Here is a 24,721-nt window from a genome sequence, read left to right on the forward strand (position 1 = left end):
GATGAAAGTACTAGAAGCGATAAGTAATATAGCTGGAAAGTATTTTGCATTTTGGGTTATTTGTATTGCAGCTGTTGCATATTTCATTCCCGCGCCATTTCTCGGGTTAACTAGTTACATAACGATTTTACTTGGGGTTGTCATGTTTGGGATGGGATTAACATTGAAGGCTGTTGATTTCAAAATCATAGCTACAAAACCATTACCAGTTATTATCGGTGTATGTGCTCAGTTTATTATTATGCCACTTGTCGCATACGTACTAGCCTACGTTATGAATCTGCCAGCGGAATTAGCAGCTGGGTTAGTGTTGCTCGGTTCAGTACCGGGTGGCACTGAATCAAATGTTATGGTTTATTTAGCAAAAGGGAACTTAGCGTTGTCTATTGCAATGACTTCAGTATCAACGTTACTAGCACCAATTGCTACACCGCTCATTCTACTATTACTTGCAGGGCAATGGATGCCAGTAAATGCTATGTCCATGTTTCTTTCTATCGTACAAGTCATTATTGTGCCTATTATTTTAGGACTAGTAGTGAAAAAGTTTTTCCCTCATATCGTTAATAAAGGAATGACTGTTATTCCTTTAATATCAGTTGTAGCAATTATCATAATTGTTTCTGCAGTTGTTTCAGCAAATGTAAGTAGCATTACTTCTTCAGGACTTCTTATCTTTATTGCGGTGATGCTCCATAATGCTTTCGGTTTTTTGCTCGGATATATAACTGCGTTCGTACTTGGACTAGACGAAGGGACAAGAAGGGCTATTTCAATAGAAGTAGGAATGCAAAATTCAGGTTTAGGTGTTGCGCTGGCGACAGCACATTTTGGACCGGTTGCTGCACTCCCAAGTGTATTAGCGGCAGTATGGCATAACATTGCAGGGCCAATATTAGCAACCATCTGGTCAAAAAATACAAAGAATACTTTCAGCGATGAAAATGTATCAATAAATATAGAAAAATAGGAATGATAAATAATGCAAAAACGTATTGTACATTTTGAAGGAATGGTTGTATTTTTAGCCATGATTTATATGTATTCGATATATGAGTTTAGTTGGATTATATTTTTTGTATTCCTTTTAGCGCCGGATCTATCAATGTTAGCATATGGGATTAATAATCACGTTGGTGCGAAAATATATAATGTATGTCACACATATATCATATCCATATTAATTGTTCTAATAGGTGTCTATTTTAAGATGGATATCGTTATAATGATTGGCTTAATATGGACAGCACATATTGGAATGGATCGAATGTTTGGATATGGATTGAAATATGAGACGGATTTTAAGGATACTCATATTCAGAGGTTATAAGAAAAAGTATTCATATTTACAGCGGGTCTATTAAAATATTGAACAAAATTCAGTGAATGAATTTCGTTCAATTGTTGAGAAATATATATATAGATAGATATAAATAATCGAATTATGTTATTTTTATGATAATTAAAAGAAGGAGAGTGGATTTGATGAATATACAAATCACTGGCAATGAATTAATTAATAAGATGCTGAATGATTGGTATCGAGATATTAGAGCTCAACGTATAAGTGAAGCAAAAAAATTAAAAGAAGAGATCGATAAAAAGCTTTATATTATCGAATCAGATATAAAGGTTTCATTTCACTATTATCTGTTAGAATTTCGATATAAAGTGCTAATAGATGGTTTAGGTAATTTGAAAAAAGCTTTTGATAAAATAGATGCATTGCCTAAACCAAATGATGAATATTCTAATTATTATTATTATTTATTCAAAGCCATTCATTATACAATTCTTACTAATTATAGTGAAGCTAGCAACTATTTTGAAAAAGCTGAAGGGTTATTAGAGCATATTTCAGATGAAATTGAATATGCAGAGTTTAATTATAGAGTTGCTATATTAAAATACCACTTGCATTACGCATATTCAGCTATTGAATACGCTTCAAAGGCAAGAGATATCTTTGTTAAACAAGCAGGGTATGAAGTGAACATAGCGCTGTGCGAAAATATATTAGGATTATCTTTTTCGGAATTAAAGCAGCATGATAAAGGTGAGGAATATATTGCGTCAGCAATAAACATTTTACAAAAAAATGATGCAGAAATGTTAGTATTAAGAATCAGACATAATTTAGGTTTATTGTATGCGAGTCAAAATCTTTCAGTTTTAGCAATTAGACACTTATCTGAGGTTTCTAAAAAAATGCCTACTCATTATAAGGCAATCTTTTTAGAGGCAAGAGAATATTATAAATTAGGTGAAATAGAAAAAGCGAAGGAATTAATTGAAAGTGGATTGAAGGTTTGTGAGGAATTAAAAAATGATGAATATAGATATCACTTTTTAATTCTAAAGGGATTTTGTCAGCATTTAGAGGTAGAAAAAATAGAAAAAATTATTCTTGAAGGTTTTTCTTACTTTGAAAGAAAAAATTTATCGGAGTATATTCACGAATATACTGAAAGTCTGGCATTAGAGTTTCATAAAGTAGGTAATATAGAAAAAGCAGAAAAGTATTTTTTTATGAGTTATGAAATAAAAAAGAGAATATTTGAAAAAGAAGCATTAAAATAAAGAAAAAACTTGGATTATCTATAATGGGAATAGCAGCTGGAGTTATGGGGTTTTATGGTAGAAGGTCTTTGCAATAAATTAGCTCACAGTGGATATGGTGGAACGTTTATAATTATAAAACCTAATGAAAATCCATATGCTGTCTCTGAAGATACAACGATGCCTGCAAAACAAACCTTCTATTGAACGTGGGTAATTAAACAAGTCACAAATTATAATTTGTGACTTGTTTAAGGTTGGATACTAAATGTGTTGCTTTCAATATTGAAAGCAACTTTTAAGTTTGTGATTAATAGTTAACTTAATAAATTTGGGGTTAAAATAAAAACAAATTTTTAATCAAGTCCCACAAAAAGTACGATAAGGGCGATTCGTCGGTGCAGGCGGAATGCAGTATTCTTCTTGATCTGTAGAATACGCATAAGGATTTGATAAAGCTTCAAGAAGTTTCTCCATTACGCTATAGTCGTCATTTGTAACAGCTGCTTCTAGTGCTTCTTCTACACGGTGGTTCCTCGGGATGATTGATGGGTTATTATTTTTCATCATCTCGTAGGCGTTTTCTTTCGATTCTTCTTGTTTTTCTAATCGAGATTGCCACAGTTTGTACCATTCTTTAAATTCAGGACTATCGAATAGAGGGATATTTTCTAACGTATCAAGAGTTAATGAACGGAATGTATTAGTGTAATCTGCTTTATATTTCTCCATCATTTTTAAAAGTTGCTCAATAAGTGATTGATCTTGTTCTTCGTTGCTAAATAGTCCTAATTTCTTTTTCATTCCAAGGAACCAATTGTTTTCATACTGTACGCTAAATTTCGAAATTTCGTCTTGAGCGATTTTTAGTGCTTCTTCTTCATCTTCGTGCAGAATCGGTATTAAAGATTCTGCTAGTCGTGCGAGATCCCATGCGGCCATATATGGTTGATTTCCATATGCATAACGACCTTGTGTGTCGATAGAGCTAAATACGGTTCCTTGGTCGTAATTGTCCATAAATGCACAAGGACCGTAATCAATTGTTTCGCCACTGATCGTTATATTGTCAGTGTTCATTACGCCGTGAATAAATCCAACAAGTTGCCATTTTGCGATAAGACTGGCTTGTCTTTTAATGACTTCTTGTAGTAATGCAGTATATCGGTTTTTATGAGATTCAATTTCTGGGTAATGCCTTTTTATCGTATAGTCAGCTAGTGGTTTCAGGTCCTCTATTGAACCACGAGCTGCAGCATATTGAAATGTACCGACCCGTATATGACTACTAGCGACTCTAGTTAAAATTGCTCCAGGTAATTTTGTTTCACGATATGTAGGTTCACCAGTTGTGACAACAGCTAAACTACGAGTAGTCGGAATATCAAGTGCATACATTGCCTCACTAATAATATATTCACGTAGCATCGGACCGAGTGCAGCACGGCCATCTCCTCGACGTGAATAGGGAGTAGGGCCAGAACCTTTCAGTTGAATATCGAAACGCTCACCTGAAGGAGTAATTTGTTCGCCAATTAAAAGAGCACGACCGTCGCCTAACATATTAAAATGTCCGAATTGATGACCAGCATATGCTTGAGCTAATGGATGAGCTCCTTCTGGAAGTCCATTGCCAGCGAAAATGACAATTTCAGCTTCCTTTTTCAGTTCTTCAGGGGTTAAGCCAAGAGATATCGCTAATGAATGGTTTAGTTTAACTAACTCCGGTGAACTTACGGGAGTAGGGGGGATTTCTGTATAAAATGATTGTGGTAAAGTCATATAACTATTATCTAAATTCCAACCTGTTTCATTATTTTTAGTCATTGTATCTCCTCCTTTTTGTATTTTAAATTATGTATTTGTACGTATGTATTCTTTGTAAAGTTAACTAAAAGTATAATACAATATTTCCCCTTGCAATCTATTGTAAGGACTTCATTGTACTATGTCTATTTAACAGCAAATTTAAAACCTCCATTTTTAAAAATGGAGGTTTTATTATTATTTAATTTTTACAATTATTTTTCCTTTTGCTCTTCCAGACTCTGAATATTCCATTGCTTTTTGCGCATCTTCAAAAGGAAAAACTCGATCGATTACAGGTTTGATTTGTCCAGCTTCAATATAGTTTGCAATAGTACGTAATTGATCCCCACTTGGCTTCATAAATAAAAATGAATATTGAGCATTATGCTTTTTTTCAAGTGCAGTAAGTTTTTTGCTGGCTAATGAAAATAAGAGAGTTTTAAAGAATCCTGAACCAAATTCTTTACCGAAGCGAGCATTCGGCATGCCTGAAACGGAAACAATGTTTCCTCCCCTTTTTATAATATTGAATGATTTTTCAAGTGTTGCACCGCCGATTGTATCAAATACGGCATCATAATTTTTTAGTATATCTTCAAATTTCTCTGTTTTGTAATTAATAATTTCATCTGCGCCAAGAGACGTTACTAAATTCGCACCAGCTTCACTAGCAGTCGTTGTAACAATGGCACCCATTATTTTTGCTAGCTGAATAGCGAAAGTACCAACACCACCGGATCCGGCGTGAATTAAAATCTTTTGTCCTTTTTGTAATTGCATGATGTCATGTAATGCTTGATATGATGTTAAGCCAACGAGTGGAATCGAAGCAGCTTCCTCAAAACTTAAATTTTTCGGTTTTAAAGCTATATCATCTTCATGAATGGCTATATACTCCGCGAAAGTACCAATCTTATTTTTTCTTGGACGAGCATATATTTCATCACCAACTTTAAAACGAGTTACTTTTGATCCAACCTTCGTGATGACACCGGCAAAGTCGTTACCAAGGATTAGGGGCATTTCATATTTCAGTAACATTTTTACTTTTCCGTCGCGTATTTTAAAATCAATTGGGTTAATGCTAGCTGCATGAATTTCTGCGAGCGCTTCATACTCATTTATTTCAGGAGTAGGTACCTCTGCCATACGCATTGGGACTTTTCCATATCTATCAATTATCATTGCTTTCATTTCTTATACCTCCAAGTTTTAATAAAAGTTTTGCAATAGCTTCTCAATATCTAATACAAGATTTTTTAATAAACCTAATTTTGTACGTATATCAATATAATAAAAATTCTTTGTACCTTCTTTTCTCATTAAAATAATGCCAGCTTCTCGTAAAATCTTAAGGTGATGTGATACTGCTGGACGGGAAAGGTGTGTTTGCTTCGTGATTTCTCCTACACGTAATCCTGTTTGACATTCCGTTTCCATTAGCACTAATAAAATAGCTTGACGCGTTTCATCACCAATTGCCAATAATACTTTTTGAGAATCAATAAAATCTTTTTTTATAATATTTAATTGTTCTTGTTTATTCATTTCAATCACTTTGCCTCCAGGTAATTAGTCGAAAGGTTTAAGATGATGAACCATTACTTCGATACGGTAATGCTACATGATTGTTGTATGAGGTGCAATATTGAGAAAGAAAATCGAGACGAATGAATTTTTTATTGTTGAAAATTATAGGGAGATAGAAAAGGGATTGGAAGGACTACATAACACAATAGATGAGGTTTTAAAAACAAAAAATGATGTAACAATAAAATAAGCGGTCGTAACCTTGTATAATCCATAAGGTTACAATCGCTTATAATGTTTGTATTATTTTTGATTTTTACGATAGAACATGGTTCAACGTAAAGTACGTTCTTTTGTTTTACACTTTCATACAGACACAATTCAGGTGGATTATAGATGTATGAAAAAGTAAAAGTAATTTGGGGCGTAATCTATCTATATGATAATTTAAAATGAAATATAAGTCTATATCTTTGTTGTTTTTTTGATTATATTTATGTCACTGAGCTCAGAACAATGATGTGGAGGGTAAATATATGAAATCGAATTATGTACCAGTTTTAATTGTTGGAGGGGGATTATCTGGGTTAGCGTCTGCGTTATTTCTTGCAAAACATAACATTGAGTACTTACTTATTGAAAGGCATCCGTCTACTGCCATTCATCCGAAAGCAGGCGGTCTTACTTTACGTACAATGGAGTTGTTTCGAGAATTAGGCTTGGAAAAAAGAATTAAATTGGCAGGTAAAGCATTAGAGAACTGCCGAGGAAGAATAGCGGTTCATACAATAGCTGAGGCGAATAAAGAAGAATTGGAACAAATGAGAGCGACGCAATACGGAAACGATGAAGAGTTACTTCAAAAAATAGAAAAGATTAGTCCATCAAAACAAACTGCGTGTTATCAAATTATTTTAGAAGAGATGATGTTACAAGAAGCGAAAATGCTAGGCGGGCAACTATCTTTTTATCATGAATTAGTTTCATTTGAACAAAATGAAAACGGGGTAAAAGCAAAGATTCGAAATCGTGAAACAGAAAAAGAAAGTGTCATACATTGTGACTATGTAATTGCAGCAGATGGAGCGAAAAGTAAAATACGTGAGCAGTTAGGGATTAAAACTGAGGGGCGTGGAACCATTGGTGGCTATTATATGAATATTTATTTTGAAGCAGACTTAAGTGAGTTTATACAAGGAGACGCATTCGGTTTTTCGATGGTAGTTCATCCGGAGGTTCTTGGTGCACTTATCCCGGTTGATAACGTAAAAAAATGGATTTATCATGTAGCCTACGATCCATTAAAAGGAGAGGGGCTAGAGGACTTCACTATAGAACGTTGTAAACAAATTATTCAAATAGCAATTGGAAGTACAAATGTTGAATCAGAAATATTAAGTGTTTTACCGTGGGAAGCGGCCGAAAGTACAGCGGTGAAATTTCAAGAAAATCGAACCTTTTTAGTTGGAGATTCAGCACATATTATGCCGCCAACAGGAGGACTTGGTTCAAATACAGGAATACAAGATGCACATAACTTAGCTTGGAAATTAGCGGCTGTTATAAAAGGGAAGGCAAAACCAAAACTGTTAGAAACATATCATGAAGAGAGACACTCTGTTGCAAAATTAACGACAGCTTATGCAAGTAGTTTACTGTTTCGTGCTGCGAATAGAGAGGAAGGCAGTTTGAATAATATGGATGGTTTAGCTGTTACAGTTGGATATCAGTATTGTTCAGAGGCGATTATAGATAATTCAGTCACTCCACATAGAATGGATAGCATAGAGTTGAACGGAAGACCTGGAACGCGAGCGCCACATTTATGGGGAACGTATGAAGGGAAAGAAGTTTCTATATTAGACTTATTCGGTAACAGTTTTGTATTACTTACAAGAGTAGAAAATAGTTCTTGGGCTGAAGCAGCACATACTGTTTCAGCCAAATTAGGAATAAATATAAAAGGGTATCGTGTTGGCTTAAGTGGAGACTTTGTTGCTCCAGAAGATATTTTTAGCAAATTATATGGTATAGGGAATGGAGGTGCTGTATTAATTAGACCAGATGGCTTTATCGGATGGCGTTCGGAAAAAACGGTAGTAAATCCAGATATAGTATTGGAAGAGGTAATAAGAAATTTATTATGTGATTTTTAAGTAACTACAGACATATTGTTTTATGTACTTCACTGTACTGAAAAAAATATTCACAAATTTCAATAGGTTTGATATGATTAAATTCGACAAGTTAATAGAGGCCGGAGATATTTGAGAAAAGCCATAAATTTATTTAGGGATACAGGAGTGTAGCCTAAATAATTTATGGCTTTTTTTATTGAATGAACCGTACAAAATAGGGAGTTACATGTGAAAAGGAGGGCTATAGGAATTAAATAGGATAATACTAGTTTTTTATATTAATAATATAGAGAAAGTATATTTGTAAGAGTGGAATTTTAATATAGGTTTATAAAAATAATGAAAGTGTGTCTTCTATTTCGTGTAAATCTCATTAGCTTGTTGAAATTTGCAACGTAGGAAGGATTAGAAGGATGAGAAAGATTATTAGCGTTTTAGTTATTTTCTTTATGACGGGAAGTATCTTTGCTGGGGGAGCTGTTCATGCGAAAGCAGAAGGGAAGCATGAATGGAATACGAATAAGTTTTTAAATATTGCACATCGCGGAGCAAGTGGACATGCACCTGAGCACACTTTTGCTTCTTATGATTTAGTGAAAAAAATGAAAGCGGATTATTTAGAGTTAGATATTCAATTAACAAAGGATGGCCAATTAATTGCAATGCATGATACAGCGGTTGATCGCACTACAAATGGAACAGGCGAAGTACGTGATAAAACGTTAAGCGAAATAAAGAGTTTAGATGCAGGATCATGGTTTAATAAAGCGTATCCAGAAAAGGCTAAGCAAGAGTATGTTGGGCAAAAAGTTCCAACTCTTGAAGAAATTTTTCAAAAGTATGGAAGAAGTATGAAGTATTATATTGAAACAAAATCACCAGATGTGTATCCAGGAATGGAAGAGAAATTGTTGGCGTTGTTACAAAAATATAATTTAGTAGGTCAAAACATGTCTTCTAGCCGTGTTATGATTCAATCATTTAGTAAAGATAGTTTGAAAAAGATTCATAGTATGAATGAAAATATTCCGTTAGTTCAATTGCTTTGGTATTATCCAAATGAAAACAATGAAATTGTCGAATGGTCTGGCATTACACATGAACCGAAAAGTGTAACGAATGATGATTTTCAAGAAATTAAAAAGTATGCAGCTGGTATTGGACCAAACTTACGTAATGATAACGGAGAACTAATTATTGATGAGTCATATATGAAAATGGCTAGGAAAAATGGACTGTTAATTCACCCTTATACAATTAACGAGAAACCAGATATGAGACTGTTAATCAAATGGGGTGCTACAGGAATGTTTACAAATTATCCGGATCGATTACATAGTGTATTGAAGGAAAAATAAGTGGAAAAGGGTATACCAGTGTTTTAGGTATACCCTTTTTAATTTAATTCCCCGATAAACAGAATCTCTTTTTCATAGCATTCATCTTCATCATAAATAATTTCTTGAAAGCGAAGTGTTTGGAAGGAATGATAAACTGAAATTTCCCATGTCTCCCCAAAATCAATTTCATTTGAAAGAAGGATCCATTTTTGAAATTCACTATTTCTATTAAAGAAATTATGAAAATAGTCCTTATTTTTAAATATAATGATTTGCGAATCCCATAAATTATTTATAGAAATCAAAACAACAACTCGATATGTATGTGTATCGCTCGGTTTCATAGTTATTAAATGATTTGCTTGATTTAATAAGGTTTGAATACACAATCGTTTTACTTTTCTAGGTGTTTTACAAGAGGCAATAAAAGCTTGCGAAACTGGCAATAGCATATTCCAATATTCATCGTTATAGAAAGTAGAAGGGAATGTTTTTGTATGTTCCTCAATTCGCTTTATCATAGTGTTTGTTTTTCGTTTCATACCACGTATTTTCTTTTCACGCATTGAGAGTCATCTCCATAAATTTTTGTAATGCAGCAGAGTGATATATATCTTTTCTAGTAATAAAAGTAGTAGGAACTTTTTTGAAGCTATTTGGCAAAGGATTGAATGATATGTCATGTTTATGACCATTTAAAATAGACTTCATCATAATTGCTACGCCCATACCTGATTTTACACATGCGAGTATCGCTTCAATTGTTCCAAACTCTAATACTCGTTTAGGTGAAATTCCTTCTTCTTGAAGCCAATCTTCTAATAAATTTCTATAATAGCACCCGTGACTAAATGCAAGTAAATTCATGTCTCCTATGTCTTTAAAGGAAGATAAAGGCTTTTTGCTAATGAGAACTAATTCTTCTTCATGAAATATATTTGTATGAAGTTCAGCATGCTGAGTGGTTCCAGCGATAAACGCCCCGTCTAGTTTTCGTTCTAATACAAGTCTAATCAATTGTTCCGTCGTATTTGATTCTAAAATCAATTCGACTTTTGGGTATTCCTCATAATAGGCCGTTAATATAGATGGAAGTCTTACAGCTGTTGTAGATTCTGTACATCCAATTTTTAAAGTGCCCCTTGGTTCGATCTCATTACTTTGAACTGCTTTAATAGATTGATCCATTAAGTGGATAATTTGTTTAGCGTATGTTAATAAAATCTCACCGTTAGAAGTTAAAGTTACACCTTTTCCGTTTCGGTAAAATAAAGGTACACCTAGTTCGTTTTCTAGTTGTTTCATACGCATTGTTACGCCAGACTGTACATAGTTTAAATTTTTAGCTGCGTGAGATATGTTTTTTTCTTTCGCAACTTCGTAAAATACAGTTAAATCTTTTATATCCAAGTATCATCCCTCCATAAAAGGTATCATTTTTTTTGATGGATTACATGATAAATCTTTATTTTATATGATATCAGAACTTTCATACAATGGAAGGGGATGGAGGGATTATTGTGTTAATGGAAGAAGGGATGAATGGTACTTATAAGTGGGTTATGTTAATTTTTGCGACAGTTGCTCAAACAACAGCGACACTTATAACGTATGGTATTGGAGCATTTGCTTTATTTTGGAAAGAAGAATATGCACTTACGAATACGGAGAGTGGATTGTTAGTAAGTGTTGTAAATATAGGACCGCTATTTTGTATGCTTTTTGTTGGGCGGCTACTTGATCAATACAATGAAAAGTTGTTAATTTCGATAAGTTTATTTTTACTAGGGGGTTCGTTTTTACTGACTAATATGGTCAATGGATTTAATGGGTTACTCTTTGTACTTTTATTAGTAGGAACGTTTTATAGTGTTTCGCACCCAGGAGGAAGTAAGGTGATAATGAAGTGGTTCTCAAAAGAAAATCGCGGGTTAGCGATGGGGATTAGACAAGCCGGTATACCGATTGGTGGTACATTAGCGGGAGTATTGATCCCGTTTCTTACAATAAAATATAATATGGCCTATGCGGTAAATAGCATTGCATGCATTTGTATAATTGGAGGGTTTTTATTTTTTATATTTTATAAGGAACCATATATTCAAGAGAAAGTTAAACAAGAACGTAGTAAACTTTCTTTTTGGATGCAGTTAAAAGAAGTGATGTGTAAAAAAGAGTTGTATGCAATTTATATAACTGGCATTTGTATGATTTCATTGCAAATGGTGTTAGTTGCACACTTTATAAAATTTTTAGTATTGGAACAATCAATCACGCCAATTTTAGCTGGAAAAGTATTTTCCGTTATGTTCTTTTCTGGAATGGTTGGTAGGGTTATATTAGCAGCTACTAGTGATTTATTTTATAAGGGGAATAGGCGTACCCCCTTATTTATAACTGTTTGTATTTCTATTTTCTTCATTCTAATATTAGTAATGAGCATACATACAATAACGAATGTATTGTATGGCGTAAGTGCATTGTTAGGGTTCTTTTCAATTGGATGGTTTAGTCTTTTTATAACTGAAGTTGCGGAATCAGCAAGTGAAGAATCGGTAGGGATGACAGTGAGTTTTGCACTTACATTAAATCAAATTGCTATTATTGTTGCGCCTGCTTTATTTGGTTATATTGTAGATAAGAAGGGATATACCTACGCGTGGTTATGCATAGTTGTATTACTAACTATTTCAGCGGTTAGCTTATATAGGAAGTATAGAAAATGAAGGAATGTTAGCAATGTAAATTTTTTATGAAGAAAGTCTAAAGAAATGTTGAATGAGCGACATTTCTTTTTTATTTGTTGTATAATCAAAATGTAAATGAGATTCGTTTTCAATTTCGTTCATTACCTCTTTTGAAATTACCTGTAATTTTAGCCATAATTAGCTGTTTTTCTTTATCGTTATTTGCATGATTTATTTTATTTAAAAATTTTTCAGCATCATTTCCTTTTAATACCATAATCTGTTTTCTGTAATATTCAATTAATACCATGTTGTTTTTTATTATCCGATAATGAAACATTTTATCATCTAAACGATTGCGTTTATCGGTATTTTTCATATTACATCTCCATTCTTTTTAGTATGTAACAAATGTTACAAAAGAATTTGAAATTATAGTTTAATGCATCCGATTGTATGTTGGAAATTTTGCAAGAAAGAAATACAATAGAGAGTAGTAAAAATTGAAAATGAGAAAAAGGAATCTAGTTTTAACAGAGTGAATATTAAATAATATTATAATATACTTGATAATTAAAAGATATAAAATAGAATGGATGTACGTTAAGTGAAACTAGATAAAAGAGGGTTCCTAGTATGTTAAAGAAATGGTTAATCGTTTTCTTTATTTTTGCTGTTTTTTGTGGAAGTGTTGTTACACTAATACATGCAAATAAAGGAAAAAAATATGATACAAAGGCATTTTCTAATGTAAATAGTAAGCAAAAAGATGTTAAGCAGGAAGTTGATGCGAATGAGAAAAAGCGTTATGAAATTGCAGCTGGAAAACTAGATCAGTACTTAAAAGATAAAGGATTTAATGGGAGTGTTCTTGTAGCAAGTAAAGATCATGTCATTTTACGAAAAGGCTACGGTTATGCGAATGTGAAAGATCAAGTATTAACAACGCCAAGAACGAAATATCGCATTGGGTCTATTACGAAAACAGTAGTTGCAATATCTATTATGCAACTAAAAGAAAAAGGGAAGTTGAACATTGAAGACAATGTAAATAAATATATCCCATCGTTTCCAGCAGATAAAAATATTACGTTACGAAACTTGTTAACACATACGTCTGGATTACCAGAACAGGGACAAGGTAGTGTTGACGCAGCATCACGGTTAAAATTAGTAACGTGGATTGGGGCACAAACGTTACAATTTCCAGCAGGGACAGGATGGAAATATACAGATTATAATTATATGGTGCTTGCATATATTGTAGAAAAAATATCGAATAAACCACTTGCTGAATATGTGAAAGAAAATATTTTGACTCCTGTTGAAATGAATGAATCTGGAATGGGCGCAACACTCCCAGAAGATATTTTCTTAGCAGAAGGGTATACGAAAAAAGATAATAAGTTAATAGCCACGCCTCGCTTAAAAATGAACTGGCTGTATGGTTGTGGTGAAATGTATACGACTGTTGAAGATATGAAAAAGTTAGATGAAGCTATTATGGATGGTAAACTACTTTCCAAACAAAGTGTATCAGATATGTTTTCTGCATCACCTGCAAGAAAATATGGATTTAGTTTCTATATTTACCCAGATTATTATCATAACCACGGTGTATTAGCTGGCTGGAACACTTTTAATAATTTTAACTGGGATAAACGAACGTTTGTCATATTATTTTCTAACGTCCAAAATGGTATGAATGATGCATTTAATCAAGAATTTAGGAAAATGGCGAATGATTTAATAGAAGGAAAGTAATTATAAAAAAATCGGTATTGATATGTAATTATCAATACCGATTTTTTTATTTTGTAAAGTTTTACTTACTGAATAAAGTGAAACTTTAATCAGCAGGGCCCCACCTAACTTCTTTGCTTTCGCTGAATTTTGAGGTGGGGGTCTTACTGCCCACAAATGGCGGGATAAATAGGTAAAAAAGGTGATTGGCATTTGAATAAATCTAAATAGGTCGTTAAATGATAAGTAATGCAAAGAACAATTGGTAATTTTTACATTGATAAAAAAGCTTGAGCTTCACACTATGTGAAGCTTTACAGTATTGGAGACAAGAACAGGAGGTTGGAAAAATGAAAAAAGCAATAAAGTTTTGTTTAATAGCTACATTATCTACAACGATTATTAGTGGATGCTCTTTTGAGGGTAACAATGAAAATGTTAAAGGGAAAGAAGGAGAAAAAGTAGAGGTACAGAAAAATGCTGGGAAATATACGATGCCAGATGAAAAAGATAAACATGAAGGTACATGGCTGCAATGGCCACATGAATACACATATGGTGAAGAGTATAAGCAGGAAGTTGAACCTATTTGGGTTAAGATGGCAAGTGCTTTAACTGAGGGTGAGAAAGTTCACATTGTTGCATATGACCAGGAAGAAAAGGAGAGAATCAATAAGCTTTTAACAAATGAAGGGTTAAATATGGAGAAGATTGATTTCTTTATCGCGCCTACTGATGATGTATGGGCAAGGGATAGTGGACCAATTTTTGTTTATGACAGCAATAAAAATCTCAAAATATTAGATCCAGCATTTAATGGTTGGGGGAAGAAAACACCTTATAAAAATGATGCTCAAATACGTAAAAATGTTAGTAAACAATCAGGAATTGAAAGAATTGATTGGGGGAAATTTGTCCTTGAAGGCGGCGCAATTGAATTAGACAGCAATGGGACTGCGTTATTAACTCGAAGTTCGGTAACGAATAAAAATAGAAATCCTGATTTATCAGAAAAGGAAATTGAAAAATATATAAGTGACCTAGGGGTATCAAACTTTATTTGGTTAGACGGAGTACCTAATTTAGATATTACGGACTTTCATATTGATGGATTTGCTAAATTCCATAATAAATCTACCATTGTAACGATGAAAGAAGATGACCTAGCCGAATGGGGTTTATCTAATAAAGATATGGATACATTGTTAGATGCAAAAAATGCTTCAGGACAGAAATATAAGTATGAATACTTGCCGCTTAGTAAAGAAAAGGTTGCTTTAGAAAATGGAAAAACTCTCGATTATAAGGGATCGTATATCAATTATTATATCGGGAATACAGTTGTATTAGTGCCTAATTATAATGACTCGAATGATAAAATCGCAAACGATACGATTCAGAAGTTATACCCAGATCGTAAAGTAGTCGGTATTGATGTGAGAGAGTTGTATAAAAACGGCGGTATGATTCATTGTGTGACACAACAACAACCAATTGCATTGAAGTAATTAATTGTAATTTCGTTGTGCTGCTATATGGACAAAATAGGTGAAATCTTATCTTTACCTATTTTGTCGTTCCTTATTATTTGTAAAAATAAAATTTAAATATGATGATAATTGAATTGTAGTGTATGTTCGCTTTTCGTTTTATATGGTAAAGGAGAAAAATGTTTGTGTTAAAGAATTTTAAAATAGTGTTTTCGTATTTCCCTATCGTTTTACAGTACATTTTAAATGTAGCTTTAATTTGCTTAGGAGTTGTTCTAAGTGTGTTTCTTATGAAAGAAGTTATTCAGTTTATACAAGAACTGAAATTGGATGGTAATGAATCTAGTTATCATTTAATTGATAGTATCGTCGTATTCTTTTTGTACTTTGAATTCATCGTAATGATTATAAAGTATTTTCAAATGAATTTTCATTTTCCATTACGATATTTTATATATATAGGTATAACAGCTATTGTTCGTCTTATTATTATAGATCACGATAGTCCGTTAGATTTATTGTTATATGCCTGTGCAATCTTTGTATTAATTAGTGCGTTATTCATTGCGAATTCTAAAATGATGCGTCGGGATTTAGAATAGTGAACATTTGTTGTTGAATTAAATAAGATATTTTATCTTTTTGCCAAAAAGGAGTAACGGTATTGAAAGAAATAATCTTAACCAGCCTCATAATGATAGGGTTTATGATTCTATTATTTAATTGTATACTTTCGTGATTTAAAAGAATAAAAGGTTAATAGAGAAAGAGGTTTTTGTAAATATGGTTCATTACAATAATCAAAATAGTTTACATTTATAAGTTTTACATTCATAGGTATTGAAGCAATAGGGGTTGAAATTGAAGATCCCTTTGGTCAGGATCCAAATGATCTTCCGCTAGAAGGAATTTGTATAGGAGTAGAAGCGCATTTAGTGAATTTATATAATCAAAACGATCTATTAGAAGTAATGGGTTTGAATCTTGATAAAAAAATCATTTAATCATTTATTGTTGTTTTAAAATATGGTATTTAAAAAACTTGTCAAGAGTCAATTTAAGGCTTAATGTCAGCTTTATATTCTTTATATAAATATATAATATTTCTCCATGCTATAATCCATTCATGAAATATACGCGGTTCATGAGTTGTAATGAAAAGAGAAATGAATTGAGGAATAGTTGGCTTTGTGAAATCAGTTATGTAACTACTATTAAAAAGCGAGGTAAATAATATGGAACAAAAACATAATGGGATTATTTTTACTGCAATACCAGACGAATCGAATGAATATTATCAACCATTTTATGAAGACTTGATTTACTTTAATGAATGTTTAAATGAAAAGAAATCAATTGCGGATCAACTTATATCTTTATCTGTTGAAGAACAAGACTTTCATACGAGCTGTTTTGAGTATGATGATATATGGCTAAGAGATGTTGCACCGGTTGTCACAACTCATCTAGTTAAATTTAAATATAGACCCAATTATTTGCCAGATGATCAGGGGCGATATTTAGATCAACAGTTTAATAAATGGTTGAAAAAGAATGACTTTGAATATGTGAAATCCCCATTAATATTAGATGGTGGTAATCTTATTTGGAATAAAAAAGATACCGTAATATTAACAGAACGTATATTTGATGATAACGATGATTGGACAGAAGAGGAAATTATTGAGCAGTTAGAATGGGATTTAGATGTGAGCCGAGTTATTATTATTCCTGCTGAAGAAGGGGATGTACTAGCACACGCAGACGGAATGGTTAAATTTATTGATGAACATACAATGTTTATTAGTGATTTTTTAGGGGATCATGAATTTAGATATAGTGTTCAAGAGATTATTCAAGAACAAATGCCAGAAGCTGAATTTATAGTTGTTCCTTCATCATATACAGAGAAAGGACAATATGATCAAGAGATAGCATCAGCAAAAGGGTTGTATATAAATATGTTAGAATCATGTGATGCTCTTTATGTTCCTAAGTTTGGACTAGCTAAAGATGAGGAAGTTTTACGATATATTCAACAGTATACGGAGAAGCAAGTTATTCAAATTCATGTAGGAGAAATATCAACAATGGGAGGCGCAATGAATTGTTTAACGTGGTATTGTCCAAGCCATTTGTTACCTTCGAAAATGAGAAGATTGAAAAATCAGAATGAAGATTTTTCAATGAAGAAGATTTTTGATTGGTTTTAATAAATAAGTAATGAAAAGAAAATATATTCAAGGAGTATTGATATGTATACCATCGCTGAGTTTTCTCGGATTTGTAAAATGAGTACGCGGATGTTAAGACATTATGACAAAGAGGAGATATTAAAACCGGCATATGTGAATCCGGTTAATGGGTATAGGTATTATGAACAAGAGCAGCTGGAAGTAGCATTGAAAATAAAAAAGCTAAGGGAGTATAAATTTCCTCTTCCAAAAATTAAAATTGTTTTGCAGTCATCGGATCAAGATTCGTTTGTTCAACATATACAATCACAAATTATCGAGTTGTCTCATGAAGTGAAGCAAAATTTACAGGTTATTTCAGAAATGAATGAAATGGTAATGGTGAATAGTAGTCTAAATATTGCTCGCCATAGAAGTTACGATATATTAATGGGAATGAGGAACGAAGTAACGATAATTACTCAAAGAGTAAAAATAGATATAGATGATATAGATGATTATTTTTATGACTTATATGAAGAGGTACAAAAAAATAACTTTCAAATAGTCGGTTCGCCATCTGCAGTCTTTTATGATGAAGAATATATTCCAAGTAACAGTGATATTGAATTAAGAATCCCGGTTATGCAGGGGAATGATGAAGATGTAGTACAAGAATATGAAATGAAAAAACTAAGTCCACATCAAATCGTTACTACTATGCATTATGGAAGTTACGACTATATAGGTTACGCTTATATAGCGTTAGAAGAATGGGTTGAAAAAAATGGGTATGTAATAGTTAATTCGCCATATGAGGTTTATATAAAGGGACCTGAATGTGATTGTTTAGCAGAAGAGTATGTGACACAAATTTGTTTTTTAGTTACGAAAATAGAATGAGAATAAGGATTGACATTAACATTATGTCAATCCTTATTCTATGTACGAAAGCAATTTATCATAATAAAAAGGCGAAATAAAGAGTCACCTTATAAAGTTGCTACAAGTAAATGAAGATATTCCTGTTGACCTTAACACGATGTCAAAGTATAGACTGTACGTACATTCATATAAGGGGTGAACACGTATGAGAAATATAGAAAATAGTTTGTTTTATATGCCTGCGGAATGGGAGAAACATGAAGGTACATGGCTCCAATGGCCACATGATAAAGCACATAGAGGTGAAGGTTATAGAGCTAAGTTAGATGATATTTGGATATCGATGGCAAAGGAGCTTCACTATGGAGAAAATGTCCATATTGTTGTATGTGATGAAGAAGAGAAAATACATGTCCAATCGAAGTTAATGGAAGCTAATGTAAATATGGATAAAATTGATTTCTTAATTCAAGAAACTGATGATATTTGGATAAGAGATAACGGACCAATCTTTGTAACGGATAAGGAAGGGAATCGCTGCCTAACGCACTGGATATTTAATGGTTGGGGAAATAAATATCCGTACGAAAAAGACGCTAATATTCCGAATAAAATAAGTGAAATGTATCGCATTCCAAAAGTTGAATCTAGTGTCTGTCTAGAGGGCGGGGGAATTGAGATAAACGGAAACGGGACCTTAATGGCGGCGAAAACGTCTATTATAAATGAAAATCGAAATCCCACACTAAGTCAGAAAGAAATTGAAATGGAATTAACGAAATATTTAGGAGTAACGAATTTTATATGGATAACTGGTATACGCGGAGAAGATAATTATGATGAAGATACGGATTATCATATTGATGGCGCGGCACGGTTTGTAAATGAAAATACGATACTGTATGAATATGATCCTTTCGGTGAAGGAGAGCCATACCTTTTGGAGGCGTACGAAAAGCATTATCAAGAATTGCGACAAGCGAAAAATATAGATGGAAAGCCATTTCAGCTCATTCCAGTACCAGTAACAAGAAAAGTGGTAAAAGAAGCAGACTGTAAGGGTTCATATTTGAATTTTTATATTGGTAATGAAGTCGTATTAGTTCCTGTATATGGTGATGAACATGACAAGTTAGGGCTGCAAATTATTGAAGGTCAGTTTCCAGGAAGAAGAATTGTCGGTATTTATGTGAATGAATTGTATGCGTATGGTGGTATGATTCACTGTGTGACGCAGCAGCATATAGAATAGAGTAATTCAAATGAAAAAGCATGCAGAGCATATACTCTGCATGCTTTTTATAATGCTGAAAACTCCTCAACAAGTTGAGTGAATTGTTTCAATGCACTTTCAATCGGTTCTGGCGTAGTTAAATCAACACCAGCTTTTTTCAATAGGTTTAGTGGATAATCAGAACTTCCACCTTTCAGGAATTCAATATAATTTTTCTGAGCATTCGGATCACCGCTTAATAGTTTATCAGCGATTTGAATGGCAGATGCGAATCCAGTTGCATATTTGTATACGTAAAACGGGCGGTAGAAATGAGGGATTCTAGCCCATCCGTACTTTACTTCTTCATCAAATACAAGTGAATCACCGTTATATTCTTTAAATAGTTTTTCATAAATTTCACTGAAGACTTGTGCATTTAATGGTTTACCTTGTTCCGCCATTTCATGTGTGATTTTTTCAAATTCTGCAAACATAATTTGTGTAAAGAAAGTACCTTTGAATTTTTCAATAAAATGGTTAACTAAATGGTTACGCACGTTCGTTTCTGTTGCTTCTTTTAATAAATAGTGAATTAATAACACTTCATTTACTGTAGAAGCGACTTCTGCCACAAAGATAGAATAATGTGCAGAAATTCTTGGTTGGTATCCATGTGAATAGTGCGTATGCATACCGTGCCCGCATTCATGAGTAAGAGTGAACAGGCTATTTAAATCATCGTGATGATTTAAAAGAATGAAAGGATGAACACCATATACACCAAAGTTATAAGCACCAGAACGTTTTCCTGGTGTTTCTCTTACGTCTATATATCGTTTATCTTTAAAACTTTTTAATGTCTCAATATATTCTTCTCCTAAAGGAGCTAGTGATGCAATCATAATGTCAAATGCTTCACTATATGGGATGTCTTGTTTTGCACCTTCTACTAAATCGACGCCTAAGTCGTATTGTCTTAGTTCATCTACGTTTAATTTTTCTTTTCGAATTTCATTGTATGTATGTAATGTTTGAATGTTTTTTTTCGTTGTATCAATAAGGTTTTCATATACTTCTTTCGGAACCATATCGCCAAATAATGATTTCTCTAGCGCTGATGGATAGTTTCTTAGCTTCGAAACGGTAACATTATTTTTAATAGCAGCGGATAAAGTAGATGCGATGGAATTCTTTAACTGAACATATGGTTTGTAATATGCTTTATAAGCTTCTTTACGCTTTTCACGATTCGTATCTTCTATTAACTTTGCATACATTCCGCGTGTTAAGTTCACTTTTTCTCCATCGTCAGTCGTCACTTCACCAAATAATATATCTGCATTGTTTAACATACCAAATGTGTGCTGTGGAGAAGAAAGAGCTTCACCCATCTGTGATAAAATTGCTTCTTGGTCCTTATTCAATACGTGTTTTTTATAACGATATAATTCAAATAAGTCTTCTTTATAATATTGTAAGCCTTCTGTTTCTTCTATGTAAGAATGTAATGTGCTTTCGTCTATGCTAAGTAAGAAGGGGGAAAAGAAAGATTTAGCTGCACTTACTTTCACGTGTAATTGTGATACTTTATCGACAAGAGATTGCGCGTCAGTATCGCGTGTATCAAGGTCAGATTGTAATCGTGCATAAGCGAACATTAAAGATATTATGCTAGAAATTTCTTCACTCTTCGTTAAATAAGCTAATAAACTATTGCCATCGTGAATATTGCCATTAAACTCGTGTAATTCCTTCGTTAATACTTCAATTTTATGAAAATCACTTTCCCAATCTTCAATTGTATGGTAAATGTCTGTTAAATCCCATTTTTCTATATCAGCTACTTGTAATCGATCTTTAAGTTCTGTCATAATCATTTCCTTTCTAAACATGTAGTTATATTTCTATATAACTATGAAATACAACAAATTGCAAAAAATCCCTGCTGAAAATTGAAAAGCCTTGCTAAAATAACAAGGCTTACATACTTATAGTGTAATTCCAAATTTTGAATGTAAAAGGTTTGTAAATTGCATGTCTGTAACGGTTTCTTTCGTTTTTTTACCATTTTTCGCTACTGTAAGGCTATCTTTCGTTAAAGAGGCATGCCCATCTTCAGTTAGTTTTACAATAAGAGGTAGTTTATTAAAGGGTGACCCTTCATGTTCAACGATAATTTTTTGTGCTGTATTTGCTTTTTCTTCATCCACTTCTTCTATATAAAATGCATAGCCTAACGTCCAATCATCAGCAGAAGATTGATCCAAGAACTCATTGTTTTTCCGCATCTCTAAAATGTAGTTTCCCTTTTCGGTCATTTCTTTACGAATACGATAATCTCCTGTAACAGAGTGAATGACTTCACCTGAGAAAGGGACAGGGGCAAGAGGTAAGTATGATCCGAATCCTACTTCAATTAAATAAAGTTCAGTATGATGTGTTAAAACGGTTGCAATATGGCCAGAATCAACAGCCCATATGGAGTTTGTAGCGTTATAAACTGTTCCTGAAACGAGATGAACATCGAATCCAGAATCTTTCAGGAAGTAATACATAGTAGGATTGAGTTCATAACAAAGACCGCCACGGTTATTTACTAAAATTTTCTCTTTCAAATTTTCTTTTGATATTTCTTTAAAATTCTTTTCGAGAATATTTAAGTTTTCAAAAGGAACAGTTTGTGCCATTGCGTACATAATGTTAGATAAATCTTCAAATGAAACTGTGTCTTTTTCTTCTATATATAATCGTGCGAAAAATTGTTTTTGAAAGTCTGTCATAGAAATCCCTCCGTTATGTTTTTATAGGTAAATTGTAAACAATCTTGAATAGGATGTGAAATTAAAACTACGTTGAATATTTGAAGTGAGATTAAAAATAATGTGGGAGAGTGAGAGATTGCTACTTTACTAACGGTGGGACGAATATTATAATAATTCTGATAAACTATGCAAACGCTTTCTTAGAAGGGGATGGTGTACAGATGTTTAAAAGAGTAACAATAGTCGGATTGTCAGTTGTTATGTTTTTACCTAGTATATATGAGGGGAGTAAAGCATATGCAGATACAGTTAACAATGGAACGTTAATGCAGTATTTTGAGTGGTATGCTCCGAATGATGGGGATCATTGGAATCGTTTGCGTACTGATGCTGAAAATTTAGCGCAAAAAGGAATTACATCTGTTTGGATACCACCTGCATATAAAGGAACTACGCAAAATGACGTAGGATATGGAGCATATGATTTATATGATTTGGGGGAATTCAATCAAAAGGGAACAGTGCGGACGAAATATGGGACGAAAGCACAATTGAAGTCTGCAATTGACGCTTTACATAAGAAAAACATCGATGTATACGGTGATGTAGTTATGAATCATAAAGGTGGGGCTGATTATACAGAAACTGTCACAGCAGTTGAGGTAGACCCAAGCAATCGAAATGTTGAAGTATCAGGTGATTATGAAATTAGTGCTTGGACAGGATTTAACTTTCCAGGGCGTGGAGATTCTTATTCTAATTTCAAATGGAAATGGTATCATTTTGACGGAACAGATTGGGATGAAGGAAAGAAATTAAACCGAATTTATAAATTTAGGGGCATAGGTAAAGCGTGGGACTGGGAAGTGTCTAGCGAGAATGGGAATTATGATTATTTGATGTACGCGGATCTTGATTTTGATCATCCAGATGTTGCGAATGAAATGAAAAAATGGGGAACGTGGTATGCGAAGGAATTAAATTTAGATGGCTTTCGTTTAGATGCTGTTAAACATATTGATCATGAATATTTGCGCGATTGGGTAAATCATGTTAGACAGCAAACGGGGAAAGAAATGTTTACAGTAGCTGAATATTGGCAAAATGATATCCAGACTTTAAATAATTATTTAGCGAAGGTCAATTATAATCAATCTGTGTTCGATGCACCACTTCATTATAATTTTCACTATGCTTCAACAGGAAATGGGAATTATGATATGAGAAATATTTTAAAAGGAACGGTAGTTGCGAATCATCCTACACTTGCGGTTACTCTAGTTGAAAATCATGATTCACAGCCTGGTCAGTCATTGGAATCTGTAGTGAGCCCTTGGTTCAAACCGTTGGCATATGCATTTATTTTAACGCGTGCAGAGGGATATCCTTCTGTTTTCTATGGTGATTACTATGGTACAAAAGGAAATAGTAACTATGAAATTCCAGCGTTAAAGGACAAAATTGATCCGATTTTGACGGCACGAAAAAACTTTGCATATGGTACGCAGCGGGATTATTTTGATCATCCAGATGTAATTGGCTGGACAAGAGAAGGTGATAGTGTACATGCTAATTCTGGTTTAGCAACATTAATCTCTGATGGACCAGGAGGGTCAAAGTGGATGGATGTTGGGAAGAATAACGCAGGGGAAGTATGGTACGATATTACGGGTAATCAAACAAATACTGTAACAATTAATAAGGATGGTTGGGGACAATTCCAAGTAAGTGGAGGATCAGTTTCCATATATGTTCAGCAGTAATTTGGTGATGAAAAAGAAGAGGTAGACTGAAATATAAGTTTTCCTCTTCTTTTTATATTGTGCATATTTATCCCGCTATTTGTGGTCAGTCCGATTGGTGAGGGCTTATTAAAGTTTCACTTTATTTTTCCTGAATCTTTATTGTAATAAAAGAGTTAGTCGACCTTTATAACAACAAGAGAGGCATTGGAGTATATAATGTCACCCGTGGCTTCTCTTATTCGTACTCGAAGAACATCCCCTTGATTTAAAGATAGTAAATCAGTTCTGGCGGATGTAGCTCTTATCCCAGAATCACCACCAACTCGCGTTTCGATTGCGAATTGAATGGAATCGTTTATTGTAAGATTTAATATACTAGACGATATAGCTTGTATTACAAATACAATTGAAAAGGATACAGAGTACACGCCAGTGGTATCAATTGTAATAGAATTATTTAATGGATTTATAGTAGTTCCACTAGCAGGTCCTGGAATGGTAAAATTAATATTTGTATTAACTACTGCTGAAAAACCGATTCCTACTTCAGAAGTTATTGTTCCAAATATGGGAAGAATCCCTAAACCGGTTGCGCCAGTAGAACCTGTACCCCCAGTAGGACCAGTTATTCCGATTCCAGTAG

At 33.3% G+C, this 24,721-nt stretch carries 24 protein-coding genes and 1 pseudogene; 16 read left to right on the plus strand and 9 right to left on the minus strand.

Annotation, left to right across the window (positions count from 1 at the left end; translation table 11 throughout):
* Position 1: 1 nt before the first annotated feature.
* From ATL10_RS26180 to ATL10_RS32000, 4 genes are all read left to right on the plus strand, one after another.
* Positions 2-970, plus strand: a complete 969-nt coding sequence (locus ATL10_RS26180) for a bile acid:sodium symporter family protein (RefSeq protein WP_110497821.1) — start codon at positions 2-4, stop codon at positions 968-970.
* 12 nt (positions 971-982) lie between these two features.
* On the plus strand, positions 983-1,330 hold the full coding sequence (locus ATL10_RS26185; protein WP_072939279.1) for a DUF4260 domain-containing protein: 348 nt from the start codon (positions 983-985) through the stop codon (positions 1,328-1,330).
* Positions 1,331-1,485: 155 nt separating this feature from the next.
* The gene (locus ATL10_RS26190; RefSeq protein WP_001025499.1) at positions 1,486-2,580 is read left to right on the plus strand and encodes a response regulator aspartate phosphatase; all 1,095 of its coding nucleotides are present in this window, start codon (positions 1,486-1,488) and stop codon (positions 2,578-2,580) included.
* 54 nt (positions 2,581-2,634) lie between these two features.
* Positions 2,635-2,766 (plus strand): hypothetical protein, encoded by a 132-nt coding sequence (locus tag ATL10_RS32000; RefSeq protein ID WP_000229164.1) that lies wholly within the window; start codon positions 2,635-2,637, stop codon positions 2,764-2,766.
* A gap of 153 nt (positions 2,767-2,919) precedes the next feature.
* Here the strand turns inward: ATL10_RS32000 and ATL10_RS26200 are convergent, their stop codons facing one another.
* From ATL10_RS26200 to ATL10_RS26210, 3 genes are all read right to left on the minus strand, one after another.
* The gene (locus ATL10_RS26200; protein WP_110497823.1) at positions 2,920-4,386 is read right to left on the minus strand and encodes a protein adenylyltransferase SelO; all 1,467 of its coding nucleotides are present in this window, start codon (positions 4,384-4,386) and stop codon (positions 2,920-2,922) included.
* A gap of 177 nt (positions 4,387-4,563) precedes the next feature.
* A complete protein-coding gene (locus ATL10_RS26205; protein ID WP_110497825.1) occupies positions 4,564-5,562 on the minus strand; it encodes an NADP-dependent oxidoreductase in 999 nt (332 codons plus the stop codon).
* A gap of 18 nt (positions 5,563-5,580) precedes the next feature.
* Positions 5,581-5,925 carry an ArsR/SmtB family transcription factor gene (locus ATL10_RS26210; RefSeq protein WP_000571870.1) on the minus strand — a complete coding sequence of 115 codons (345 nt, stop codon included), beginning with the start codon at positions 5,923-5,925 and terminating at the stop codon, positions 5,581-5,583.
* Positions 5,926-6,016: 91 nt separating this feature from the next.
* Here ATL10_RS26210 and ATL10_RS32005 point away from each other — a divergent pair, with 91 nt between their 5' ends.
* The 3 genes from ATL10_RS32005 to ATL10_RS26220 all read left to right on the plus strand — a co-directional run bounded on the left by ATL10_RS32005 (position 6,017) and on the right by ATL10_RS26220 (position 9,394).
* Complete coding sequence (locus tag ATL10_RS32005) at positions 6,017-6,148, plus strand: hypothetical protein (RefSeq protein WP_001227549.1); 132 nt, start codon at positions 6,017-6,019, stop codon at positions 6,146-6,148.
* 286 nt (positions 6,149-6,434) lie between these two features.
* Positions 6,435-8,054, plus strand: coding sequence for an FAD-dependent oxidoreductase (locus tag ATL10_RS26215; protein ID WP_098835875.1), 1,620 nt, complete (start codon positions 6,435-6,437; stop codon positions 8,052-8,054).
* A gap of 395 nt (positions 8,055-8,449) precedes the next feature.
* Positions 8,450-9,394, plus strand: a complete 945-nt coding sequence (locus ATL10_RS26220; protein ID WP_001226340.1) for a glycerophosphodiester phosphodiesterase — start codon at positions 8,450-8,452, stop codon at positions 9,392-9,394.
* Positions 9,395-9,432: 38 nt separating this feature from the next.
* Here ATL10_RS26220 and ATL10_RS26225 read toward each other — a convergent pair whose 3' ends face one another.
* A complete protein-coding gene (locus tag ATL10_RS26225) occupies positions 9,433-9,942 on the minus strand; it encodes a DUF3916 domain-containing protein (RefSeq protein ID WP_097924138.1) in 510 nt (169 codons plus the stop codon).
* Positions 9,935-10,786, minus strand: coding sequence for a LysR family transcriptional regulator (locus ATL10_RS26230; protein WP_097924140.1), 852 nt, complete (start codon positions 10,784-10,786; stop codon positions 9,935-9,937). Before ATL10_RS26230 ends, ATL10_RS26225 begins: the two co-directional genes overlap by 8 nt.
* Before the next feature lie 86 nt (positions 10,787-10,872).
* On the opposite strand from ATL10_RS26230, the gene ATL10_RS26235 reads away from it, so the two are divergent.
* Positions 10,873-12,102 carry an MFS transporter gene (locus tag ATL10_RS26235; RefSeq protein ID WP_065229152.1) on the plus strand — a complete coding sequence of 410 codons (1,230 nt, stop codon included), beginning with the start codon at positions 10,873-10,875 and terminating at the stop codon, positions 12,100-12,102.
* A gap of 109 nt (positions 12,103-12,211) precedes the next feature.
* Here the strand turns inward: ATL10_RS26235 and ATL10_RS26240 are convergent, their stop codons facing one another.
* Positions 12,212-12,442, minus strand: a complete 231-nt coding sequence (locus ATL10_RS26240; RefSeq protein WP_000798787.1) for a hypothetical protein — start codon at positions 12,440-12,442, stop codon at positions 12,212-12,214.
* A gap of 257 nt (positions 12,443-12,699) precedes the next feature.
* Between ATL10_RS26240 and ATL10_RS26245 the strand changes: the two genes are divergently transcribed.
* The 7 genes and pseudogenes from ATL10_RS26245 (at position 12,700) to ATL10_RS26280 (ending at position 19,607) form a co-directional block, all read left to right on the plus strand.
* Positions 12,700-13,827 carry a serine hydrolase domain-containing protein gene (locus ATL10_RS26245; RefSeq protein WP_000915203.1) on the plus strand — a complete coding sequence of 376 codons (1,128 nt, stop codon included), beginning with the start codon at positions 12,700-12,702 and terminating at the stop codon, positions 13,825-13,827.
* 329 nt (positions 13,828-14,156) lie between these two features.
* On the plus strand, positions 14,157-15,314 hold the full coding sequence (locus ATL10_RS26255; protein WP_110497827.1) for an agmatine deiminase family protein: 1,158 nt from the start codon (positions 14,157-14,159) through the stop codon (positions 15,312-15,314).
* Between the two features lie 167 nt (positions 15,315-15,481).
* Complete coding sequence (gene psiE / locus ATL10_RS26260; RefSeq protein WP_000916570.1) at positions 15,482-15,898, plus strand: phosphate-starvation-inducible protein PsiE; 417 nt, start codon at positions 15,482-15,484, stop codon at positions 15,896-15,898.
* 210 nt (positions 15,899-16,108) lie between these two features.
* A pseudogene (locus ATL10_RS26265) lies at positions 16,109-16,300 on the plus strand (bestrophin family protein); the annotation flags it as partial.
* A 231-nt stretch (positions 16,301-16,531) separates the two neighbouring features.
* Complete coding sequence (locus ATL10_RS26270; RefSeq protein ID WP_000435524.1) at positions 16,532-17,509, plus strand: agmatine deiminase family protein; 978 nt, start codon at positions 16,532-16,534, stop codon at positions 17,507-17,509.
* Positions 17,510-17,551: 42 nt separating this feature from the next.
* Entirely contained in the window at positions 17,552-18,373 is an 822-nt protein-coding gene (locus tag ATL10_RS26275) for a MerR family transcriptional regulator (RefSeq protein WP_000287980.1), read from the plus strand.
* A 187-nt stretch (positions 18,374-18,560) separates the two neighbouring features.
* Positions 18,561-19,607: an agmatine deiminase family protein gene (locus tag ATL10_RS26280; RefSeq protein WP_001244187.1), complete on the plus strand. Its 1,047-nt coding sequence runs from the start codon at positions 18,561-18,563 to the stop codon at positions 19,605-19,607.
* A gap of 47 nt (positions 19,608-19,654) precedes the next feature.
* Here the strand turns inward: ATL10_RS26280 and pepF are convergent, their stop codons facing one another.
* Both pepF and ATL10_RS26290 read right to left on the minus strand, forming a co-directional pair.
* Positions 19,655-21,442, minus strand: coding sequence for an oligoendopeptidase F (pepF, locus tag ATL10_RS26285; RefSeq protein ID WP_097924144.1), 1,788 nt, complete (start codon positions 21,440-21,442; stop codon positions 19,655-19,657).
* A 117-nt stretch (positions 21,443-21,559) separates the two neighbouring features.
* Positions 21,560-22,351 (minus strand): arylamine N-acetyltransferase family protein, encoded by a 792-nt coding sequence (locus ATL10_RS26290; protein WP_000129221.1) that lies wholly within the window; start codon positions 22,349-22,351, stop codon positions 21,560-21,562.
* Between the two features lie 203 nt (positions 22,352-22,554).
* On the opposite strand from ATL10_RS26290, the gene amyS reads away from it, so the two are divergent.
* Positions 22,555-24,096 carry an alpha-amylase gene (gene amyS, locus ATL10_RS26295; RefSeq protein ID WP_000476899.1) on the plus strand — a complete coding sequence of 514 codons (1,542 nt, stop codon included), beginning with the start codon at positions 22,555-22,557 and terminating at the stop codon, positions 24,094-24,096.
* Between the two features lie 155 nt (positions 24,097-24,251).
* Here amyS and betA read toward each other — a convergent pair.
* A partial coding sequence (betA, locus tag ATL10_RS32010; RefSeq protein ID WP_258375810.1) for a collagen-like exosporium glycoprotein BetA occupies positions 24,252-24,721 on the minus strand: 470 nt, incomplete at its 5' end.

Origin of the sequence: Bacillus sp. 196mf, from assembly GCF_003217275.1 — a bacterium.
In the GTDB taxonomy this organism is placed as follows: Bacteria; Bacillota; Bacilli; order Bacillales; family Bacillaceae_G; genus Bacillus_A; species Bacillus_A thuringiensis_S.